Source organism: Cupriavidus sp. HMR-1, from assembly GCF_000319775.1.
In the GTDB taxonomy this organism is placed as follows: Bacteria; Pseudomonadota; Gammaproteobacteria; order Burkholderiales; family Burkholderiaceae; genus Cupriavidus; species Cupriavidus metallidurans.
Genome location: NZ_ANKP01000108.1, coordinates 1 through 10,086, shown reverse-complemented (window position 1 = coordinate 10,086; position 10,086 = coordinate 1). Strand labels below are relative to the sequence as shown.

General features: G+C 53.1%; 7 protein-coding genes and 1 tRNA gene. 6 read left to right on the top strand and 2 right to left on the bottom strand.

Features of this window, described 5'->3' with window-relative positions:
* A partial coding sequence (locus D769_RS15300; protein ID WP_008646494.1) for a c-type cytochrome occupies positions 1-538 on the bottom strand: 538 nt, incomplete at its 3' end.
* Positions 539-964: 426 nt separating this feature from the next.
* On the opposite strand from D769_RS15300, the gene D769_RS15295 reads away from it, so the two are divergent.
* From D769_RS15295 to D769_RS15275, 6 genes are all read left to right on the top strand, one after another.
* Positions 965-1,040 (top strand) — tRNA-Arg (locus D769_RS15295).
* Positions 1,041-1,248: 208 nt separating this feature from the next.
* A complete protein-coding gene (locus tag D769_RS15290; RefSeq protein ID WP_008646493.1) occupies positions 1,249-2,541 on the top strand; it encodes a hypothetical protein in 1,293 nt (430 codons plus the stop codon).
* 6 nt (positions 2,542-2,547) lie between these two features.
* Positions 2,548-2,769 (top strand): hypothetical protein, encoded by a 222-nt coding sequence (locus D769_RS15285; protein ID WP_008646491.1) that lies wholly within the window; start codon positions 2,548-2,550, stop codon positions 2,767-2,769.
* 755 nt (positions 2,770-3,524) lie between these two features.
* A complete protein-coding gene (locus D769_RS15280) occupies positions 3,525-5,018 on the top strand; it encodes an ATP-binding protein (protein WP_008646489.1) in 1,494 nt (497 codons plus the stop codon).
* Positions 5,015-6,010, top strand: coding sequence for a PD-(D/E)XK motif protein (locus D769_RS31105; protein WP_081596806.1), 996 nt, complete (start codon positions 5,015-5,017; stop codon positions 6,008-6,010). The genes D769_RS15280 and D769_RS31105 overlap by 4 nt, the downstream gene beginning before the upstream one ends.
* An 8-nt stretch (positions 6,011-6,018) precedes the next feature.
* Positions 6,019-8,919: a Z1 domain-containing protein gene (locus tag D769_RS15275; RefSeq protein ID WP_008646488.1), complete on the top strand. Its 2,901-nt coding sequence runs from the start codon at positions 6,019-6,021 to the stop codon at positions 8,917-8,919.
* A 553-nt stretch (positions 8,920-9,472) separates the two neighbouring features.
* Here D769_RS15275 and D769_RS15270 read toward each other — a convergent pair.
* Positions 9,473-10,086 (bottom strand): type II restriction endonuclease (locus D769_RS15270; RefSeq protein WP_008646487.1); only part of this gene is annotated, 614 nt, incomplete at its 5' end.

Sequence of the window (10,086 nt, the reverse complement as noted above, 5' to 3'; positions counted from 1 at the left end):
CGGCCTGGGCCGGTGCGCCAGCGGCCGGGGCTGCCGGCTCAGGGAACTTGGCGCCACCGGCGTCGGCCATGTACACCACGGCACGGGCCAGTTCGTAGTCGCTCAGGTCGTCCGGGGTGGTGCCGGCACGGGCAGGCATCGCGTTCTTGCCGTTGAGCACCGACTTCATCAGGCCGTCGAAGCCCTGGCCGATGCGGGCCGCCCAGTCACCCGCCACGCCGTACTTTGGCGCGCCAGCGGCACCGCTGGCATGGCAGGCTGCGCAGACAGCCTTGTAGACCTCTTCGCCGGTCTTCAGGACGCGCGGTGCGTTAGGGTCCTTGATTTCGAGCGAGGCTACGGGCTTGATCCGGTCGTTGATTGCCTCGGCAGACTGTGTTGAGCCGGCGCCTTCGCGGGTGCCGTGTCCGACAAAGTTGACCAGCAGGATGATGACGAGGATCGGGATCAGGAACGCTGCGATCACGACAACGATCAGCTGCTTGGGGGTCTTGATTGGCGACTCGTGGTGGTCGTTTTCTTGGTGGACGTCACTCATACAGAACTCTCGATTTTGCGGGAAACCTATTGCACAGCACGTTGGGGGCGGCTTGCTTTGTCTGGCCCTCGGAGACGCTATCCGGACGACTCTGGCGTCGCAGCACGGCTTCAACTGCCCACGTCCACGCGCCTGGCCGTTTCGGCCTGGCCTCGTCTGGATAGCGTCCCTGTTTTCGGGGATGAATCTGTCGTTTTTGCGTCCGGGTTGTCTCAAGTCCCGGGTACGTCTCTCTGGCGACGCAAATAGGAGCCGATTATAGACGCAAGACATGGCCTCCGGGGGCCAAAAGCGGCGGCTGGGAGACCCGTGGAGACCCGTAATCGCACTAACCGGCGCAACCCGCATGGACGGGCCGGGTCAAACGGAGTATCCTATGCGACTTTCCGACGGCGGCACTCGCCCGTTGTCAGCAAAGCCCACATCGCGCCCGTAGCTCAATGGATAGAGTACTGCCCTCCGAAGGCAGGGGTTGCTGGTTCGATCCCAGCCGGGCGCGCCAAATTTCCTAATGGATTCAATGTGTTGCAGAAGGTGAGTTATTCTGCATTGCTTCCGTACGGAAAATATACGGAAAAGAAGACTCCCCCCCCCCAACGCCGCACCGCGTTCTAGGCCTCAAGGGGGTCGTTCGCGCCACCCGCCCCTACTGGACTTGCGGCGGGGTTCATATGTGCTGAGAATCGCTCTTCAACGATGGAGGAGAGCTAATGACATGTGAAGTCGCAGTTGCGAACAGGATGGCGGTTGCATTGGCTGCGGATAGTGCAGTTACGTTCACCGGTCAAGCTCAAGACGGAGCCCGGCGTTCGGTATATGCGTCAGGGGCAAACAAGATCTTCCAGCTTTCCAACGTGGCGCCGGTCGGAATAATGATCTTCCACAATGCGGAACTACAAGATATTCCATGGGAATTGATCATCAAGACTTTCCGGGCTCATCTTGGGGTGGCGCGCAAAGATAACCTTGAGGAATACTCGTTCGAGTTGTCTAAGTTCATTGAAAGCAACACGGCACTCTTTCCGGATGAGCACCGCGACCGCCATTTCAAGGGCCTCATCGCGCGAGCGTTCCTGGATCTATTCGCAGCCGTCGTCGCCAACCAATCCGGCCTGAAAGTAGGCGACCCACCGGAGCAGTACGAAGCTGCCTTTGCCGAAGCTCTGATGAAGCTGAACGCTGCCAAGGAACTCAAGGAACTCTCTCCGATCTTCACAAATGACGATGTGGAGAACGCCATTGGAGCTTACAAGGAGTGGTTGACCGATGCTATCGCCAGTCACGTAGGCAGCCAACGCGAACTTCTGCACCTTTCCACTGCCGTGCCCTCCGCCGATCTTGCTGCACTGGCTATCGAGTTCGCCTACAAGGCTTATCAAACAGTTTTCGATGGCGCCTACACAGGGGTCGTTGTAGCAGGATATGGGGAGAAGGACCTCTTCCCGTCGGTAACCGAGTTTCGCTTTTACGGTTTCATGCGAGACAAATTGGTATTCGAAAGGGTCGGTGGCACAACGATCGATCACAAGCTGTCCTCTTACATCCAACCCTATGCCACCAAAGCGATGGTGGAGACGTTCTTGAACGGCTTCGCCTCTGAAGTATGGGATGCAGTAAATGAGTCCTTTGACAAACACGCTCGAAGTCTAGTTGTAGACTGCATCGCCGCGGGCGCAGTCATGCCGGACTCCGAGGAGCAACTGTCGAGGGCACTTTCACAGTTCAGTGATCAATGGAGCACCAAGGCGTTCATGAGCCACTATGTTCCGTTGCGCGATGTTGTCGCGGGCCTCCCTCCCGACCAAATGGCGGAGTTAGCCGAAACACTTGTCATGCTAGAATCGTTCAAGGAAAAGGTAACTCAGCGTACACAATCCGTCGGCGGGCCGATCGACGTGGCGGTTATCACGAAGTCCGAGGGTTTGGTATGGATCAAGCGGAAGCACTACTTCAGTCCTGACTTGAACCACCGTTATTTCGCACGACAGTCGCTAGAAAAGTGAGAAGACATGACCACTTTATTTCAGAATGTGATCGACGCTCTCATGAAGCAAGCGCAGGAAGAAGACCCTTTCATTGCTGAAGTTCGCGCGGGCGTACGCTCTAGCAGCGTCGTGGTGGAACCTCCACCAACCCAAGAAAATTCCGAGGATACCTACTACAAATTGCGTGATGCGTTCGACCAGAGCGTGATCGCGAACATGAACCTCCGACAATATGCTGCGCTGTAAGTGACAATAAGTGACACACTTACTGCTATCGACAAGGCGGGCCTAGATGGTCCGCTTTTTTTCATCCTTTTTCGGATGACTACTTAACGCGCGGGCACGTTTTTGCTCCAAGCTGGACCAGCTTCGCTAACCACAAATTTTCCTGGCAACCACGCAGGAATACGTCCTCTCGTCATGGACGGCCGAGGATCGGCGCGGTGCGCCACGGATGATGTAATTGGAGCCGCATCAGTCATGCTTGCTCTCATACACAAGGCTCGTGAGCCGATGAAACAAATGTGAGCGATCTTAATCAAGATTTTGAGGGCCGCAATCTCTTGACTAGGGCGCTCTGCGTTCCCCGCATGTAAGTCGGGCTTGCCGGGGCCCCCGGGGTTGCGCAAAGGGGAACAATTCCACTTAGCGTTGTTTTTTGTTGCCCACAATCCACATCGAACCTATTGCACCACGCAATCCAGCAACGCGAAGCTCCATCTGCCCGACCGCGTAAAGCATCCACAAATACACTTTCGAGCGAGCGGCTCTACTCATAGTACAAATAGCGCGGTCACGCGAGAACGTATGTACTCACGTTCCTTGCCTTGTCACACTCGCACCTTCAGAACATACGTAATGTAATCGACCAACGCGTGCGCTTCTCTCGCGTGATTTATAGTACGCTAATGTTCGGACGCTTTAGTCGAATCTGGCCTAGTAAAACATGCCAATGCATCGCGTTGGCTCATTGAGTGTATTCGTGTGCGTAGGAAAGAAAATTGAGTACCGAAGAAACGCTTCCGCCAAACTTCCAGAAACTTGATGTTGCTTTGCGCTCCATTGGCTACAGTTTTGAGGCCGCTGTCGCAGATGTCATAGACAATTCGATTGATGCAGAAGCTCAGAATATTCTCCTTCGCCTAATCATTACGAAGGACGATCGTCTAGACCTCGCAATTTGGGATGACGGCAAGGGCATGAGCCAGAATGTCCTGAAAGAAGCGATGCGCTTTGGATCAGATGTATCCCAGGAGATCGAAAGGCTTGGCAAATTCGGACTAGGGCTTAAGCTTGCATCACTTAGCCAGGCTAGGGAAGTTCACGTATTCACAAGGCAAGGGAATACGCTATCGGGCAGAGCATGGCTAGAGCACGGAATCAAAAATGGATTCACCAGTACCGTATACGACGAAAACGAATGCCAAAAGCTTGTAGCTGATTTGGTTCCTGATAAGAAATTCCAGCCCTCTGGAACTGTCGTTTGGTGGTCTGGGCTTTATCGGGTGGGCGCCCATTCCGACGTGCAAGAGCATGCACAGAAACTCCTAAATCAACTGGACAATTATCTGTCACTCGCCTTTCACAGATTTCTTTCAGGAAAGGCGAGACAGGCGAAGCAGGTAAGAATTCATATCGATATATTTGACCAGACTGACGCTCACCCCGGAATTCCACTAATGTTGGATCCGCTCGATCCCTTTGCCTATCCGCACAGCGGCCAAACGAATTTTCCCTGCCGAATGTATCTCGCAGATCCATATGGGGAAAACGTCCACATGACGGCACATATCTGGCCTCCTAATTCCACTGCCGCAGAATACAGATTACCCGGAGGGGCCAATAGTCGGCAAGGCCTTTACTTCTATCGCAACGATCGACCGATCCAGGGGGGGAGCTGGAATGGCCTTCGGGAAACTGAGCCGCACTCCTCTCTCGCACGAGTTGAGATTGATGTCTCACCTGAATTCGATCTCGAAGTGAGTTTGGATGTAAAGAAGATTGAGATTCATCTGCCTCAAAGCCTGAAAAATGCCATACAGAAAGCACAAACCGAAACGGGTGTTGACTTCAAGAAGTATCTAGCGCTGGCCGACGATGCCTACCGCAAGAGACAGATTACGAACGCGGAACTCCCGGTCATTCCCTCGAAAGGGCTTCCAGCCAAGCTGGTTACCTCTTTAAGGGCCGAACTCCAGATTTCCGCCACCTCGAAGTTTCGTGAGCTCGAATTCGTTTGGACTACACTGCCGGATGAACAGTTCTTTGAAATCGATCGTGATGCCGCATGTATCTGTCTTAACCGCACTTACCGGCCAGTCGTGTTGCGCGGCTTACGTGGATCTGTCGCCGACGTCCCTTTGTTGAAATGCCTGTTGTTTTTTGTGCTGGAGGAGGCGGTTTCATCGGAGCGGATGAGCTCGCGAATAAGGGAGCGAGTCGCGAAAGTTAATAGAATACTTGTCAAAGCAGTGAAGTATGAAAGAGGATTATGATGACCGCTACATCATATCTGACATGGGAAAATTTCCGCGCTACAGTCCTTATACCTGGCGAAGAAAGAGTTCACAGAATTTCGACTTCGCCGTTTGTCGAGATCTACGGCGATGGCGTTACGAGGCGGATCGGACTTTGGATCGAAGTTGAGCCTCATACCACAATTCCCGCCAATCATCTCGGACTGGCTCTTATTGCCGTTCGTGTTCTCGTCAGAAATGGCCGATCTATTCTAGAAGTGTCGACAGGTTCTACTGCTCTTCAGCGGCAGTTTTACCATTTTGCGATGGCAGTGGCAGAGCGGGTAATAGTAGAGGGACTTCCTGCAACTCAAGCCGTTGATCTAGAACTGGGCTGCTTTGCTGAATTGCTCGGGTCACTGCCGATACTTGGAATAGAGCGCCAGATCGGACTCATGGGAGAGCTTCTGTTTCTTGAACTTCTTGTCGAACGATTTGGAGCCGTCTCCGTTGAAGCTTGGCTTGGCCCCCAAGGTGAGCCGCATGATTTCCGGATCAAGGATAGAGAATTTGAAGTCAAAACGACTTCATCAGTAAAGCGAGTTCACACAATTCATGGGGCGGACCAACTTGTTCCATCAAAAGGGTGCACACTTTCTCTCATTTCAATTGTGCTTGGCCCTCCTGGCGCAGGAAATGGACGCTCCCTCGCAGATTTAGTTGCACAACTCGGGAATCGACTTGCGTCCGATAATGTGGCTTCACTAAAGTTTCTTTCAGCACTTGAATCGTCTGGTTATAGAACAGTCGACAGCGTGCATTACACAAGAAAATTCATAATGCGACGACCTATGGCATTGGTGCCGGTCGATCACTCGTTCCCCGCGATTTCACGACCTGTTATTCAGAAAATTCTGGATACGAAGGCATCTAGGGTGGAATCAATTCAGTACGACGTCAACGTCGAAGGGCTGGAATGCGACGAGACGTCGGCTGAGTTTGGTGCCGCAATTCCGAACCTTGTTGAATGAATTCAAAGATGATGAGCGATCTGAATGAATATATAGACGTTGCACTCGGAGCAATGCAGCGCGGGCCTAGAAAGCTCAAAGCCTACCTAGAAAAGCCCGGCCCAGATATGGACGTGGCGGGCCCGCTTGAGGTCGAGAAAATGATTGGACTTCTGCTTTCTCCTGATCCCAATGACTCGACTCGTCTTCGCTTCTCGAATCTTCTTCGTTCGTGGGATAACGAAAAAGATCCATCGTGGGCTGGCGGCACTGAACGGAACACTGCCGCGCGGCGCAAGGTGATCCACGAAAGACTGGCTTCAGACTTGGAACTGCAAAATAGGATCGACTCGCTAATTCCGCATTTTCCACTTGACGAACCAATAATAATTTCGGAGAAGCACCAATCCTGGTACAAGCCCGAGCCCGGGGCACGGGACTACTACTGGAGCAAATATGTCCGTTACCTGCAAGAGAATCGCAACTGGGGTGACGAATCGCTGCTTAATCTCAATAATACCACACGCTCAATCGTCGAATGTTTAGCAGATCCCGAATCGCTCAAGGCGTACGCTTCGCGGGGGCTGGTCATGGGTTATGTGCAGAGCGGAAAGACTGCCAACTTCATGGGAGTTGTCGCGCGCGCTGCCGACGCAGGGTACCGATTAATAATCGTCTTGGCCGGCACGTGGAATATTCTGCGAAACCAGACGCAGCGCCGCTTCGACAAAGAACTATTAGGCAAGGAATTTCTCGCCAACGACGAATCCTACACTCAGAACCCGCCGGCAGACTGGTCCGATTTTCTTGAGCATGGCGCGAATCCGGTGGACCTCGGCTATTTCGCGTGGCAGCGCCTTACCCGGCCGGACATAGACTTCAAACGACTTAAGGCAGCGATAGATAATCTTGAATTTGAAAAGCCAGACAAGTCGAAGGCGCTGAATGCCCCAGGTAATCTTCACACAGTCCCGGTGAAGATTCTGATCATCAAAAAGAACCCTGTTATCCTCAAGAATCTTGTTAAGGATTTGGGACTGCTACGTACAAAACTCATTGATATCCCAACGTTAATTATTGATGATGAGTCTGACCAGGCAGGGCTCAACACTGTCGATCCTACGAAGGTGAAGGTTGGAGAACGAGGAAGATCTCCAACAAATGAAGCGATCGTCGATCTGCTAAGGCTATTCCCCCGAGGTCAATACATAGGCTACACAGCGACTCCGTACGCTAATGTATTGGTTGATCCCGATGATTTCGAAGATCTCTTTCCCAAAGATTTCATTGTGTCCCTCGATAGACCATCCGGGTATATGGGGGTATCGGATTTCTTTGACCCTACTGTTTCCTTCGATGATCTCAATCCTGCCGATTATTCGCAGCCTGAGATAGCGTATATTAGGCGCGTCAATAATCCCGTTGGATCTGATTCCGAAGATCTAAGGAAGGCAATACGCAGTTATGTTCTGGCGGGCGGTATTAAACTCTTCCGGCACGCGGTAGATCCAGTTCGCTATAAGGAAGGCAGTTTTCGACACCACACAATGCTGGTTCACACGTCACAACTAAAGGGGGAGCATGCATCGCTCGCATCCACGATCGAGGACTTGTGGGATAGCTGTGCATTCAATTCGCCTAAAGGCCAGGCGGCCCTGGAAAAGTTGTGGTTGGAAGATTTCGCAATAGTCTCATCGAAGACAGGAAGTGAACTCGTACCTGCCTCCTTTACGGATCTTGTTCCCTACCTTTCGGAGGCCATTAAACGGATCCAGAAAGGACAAAAGCCATATTTGGTTCTCAATAGCGACTCAAGCGATGCTCCGGATTTCGGCGCTCAGTCGGTATGGAAGATTTTTATCGGTGGTAACAAACTTTCACGCGGCTATACCATTGAGGGTCTGACCGTCAGTTACTATCGGAGGGTTGCCGGAACTGGGGACACCCTCATGCAGATGGGACGTTGGTTCGGATTCAGAGCCGGTTATAGGGACCTAGTAAGAGTATTTCTCGGGGTTGTAGAAGGACGCAGCGGCAATGTAGACCTCGTTTCTGCCTTCAAGGAGGTCTGCCGCATGGAAGAAGATTTCCGGGGCGAAATTAGCCGATACGTTCGCACTCCAGGCAAGGAGCCGCTGACTCCAAAGCAGATTCCGCCGCTAATATCCCTATTCGGAAATTTTCCACCGACGGCGCGTAACAAGATGTTCAATGCCATGCTGGAGAAGAAGAACTTCGGCGGCCGCCGCTCCATGCCGACCCTTATCTCCATGGAGAGCGAGGGACAAAAAGCAAATGTTGCGGCTGTCAAAACGCTCATCGAGTCATCTAAAAATCTCGGATCCAAATCGTTGGGTGGTCTCCTCAATACGGGTGCTAAGATCGCGAGCGAATGCGTCGTTTTTGACCAGAAGTCGACGAATTCCATTGCGGGTTTCCTTCGCGAATTCCGTTGGCTGGAGGCTGATTACGGCGCGTCAGACCGCCCAGCAGACATCTCCCTCCAGATTGAATTTCTGGAGAAAGAAGCCCATGAAATCAAGTCGTGGTTAATCCTGGCGCCACAGCGGAAGGACTCCTTCGGAACACCGCTGAAACTTGGCGAAACCTTGGAGTTGACCGTCAAGAAGCGGAAACAGATTGGCGACCGTGGCTTTGAAGTCTTCGGCGAACCTGATCACCGCGTTATCGCGAACTATCTGGCTGGAATCGTCGGGGAGTCGACGGAAATTCTAACCGCGGACCCAGAATTGTCGACGCTGAAAGCCGCACATCGCGGAGTCCTGTTGTTGTACCCCGTCCGAGCCGCTGAAGCTGATCCCCAAATTTCCGTTGGTTTCGAAATTTATTTTCCTCCAAACAACCTGCCATTTCAGGTCGGGCTTACGGTTCGAAGAAAGGCCGATTTTGGGAGTGTCGTCGTCAACTGAGCGCGCCTCGCTGCGCCCTATCGCGGACCGCAGACCGTTGAGCGGGATTCAAAGGCATAGCGGCTGGGCCGGGCTTACAGACGCTACATGACTCGGATTGCACTGGACGCCACGGCGAGAGACCGCTGTATTTTCGAAGCAGTTCGCGCCGTGATCTTGGGCTCCGAACAGCGGGAATCAGGGGCTTTGCCGTCGGTTGTCTTCGCTCGTTTGGTATGAGGGCTTCAGCCTACTTCCAACGTGGGCCACGTGGGCCGAGAGGGCCATCGCCCGTAAAGCCTTATGAGCATTGATTTGTATTTGCCGTGGCCTGGCCCCAACGCTGCATTCCTAATGCGGGCCGCGTGGGCCAGCCCTTGCAATTGGTGCTCCCGCGCGGCGTGTGGACGGGAGGACGTAACAGCTCACCTGATTGATTCCTGGAAGACGTTCCTTCCGTTAGGGACTGCCGCCGATGACCCGGCTTGCGCTTGCCGTGCCATAGGAGGGTACGAACGCCATTCTCGGACCCTCAACGCACGAAAAGCGTGCGTGCGATCTACGATACCTTGAACTAGGATTTGGCAGCGATCAAGCCTCGGGCCTCCCACAGAGGCCAGCGCGCCTCCTTGATTTCTGTGGAGAAGAATTTCTCGAACGAAATAACGCTCGCCTGCCGCTTGTATTCCGTCGTGTCCGAGTTCTTGAGGCTTTCCGGCACGACAAGGCGGATGCCCTGCGAAGCCATGTCCATAATTGCGTTCTCAGCAATGTTCTCATCCACCGTCGCAAGGTAGAGATCGCAGTTTCTTATTTCCGCATGGACTTGCTTCCATCGCTCACGTAGCGTCGTCTTGGCGCTGAGTACTAGAGCCTCTCTGTTAGTCCTCGTCTTATCCTCATAAAGGACAAGCGAGGGCAGGATGAAATCAGGCCGCTTTTTGGCCTCGATTATGACTTGCTTCTGAAACGGGATCCTGCCGTCGATCAGCATTGCCTCGATGTGATGCTCAAACGAGTAGCCTGCCCTTGACTTTCGCTGTTGGGCGGCAGAAAGCATAATTGCGTCGATCTTTGGGTACTCGAGTACGATCGCACGCAAGGCCTTTTCCGGTGATACCGCTGCGGGATCATCGCCTAGAAGCAAGCGCACCAGCTCGACCGCTGTGCGTGAGCACGAGATTCGAT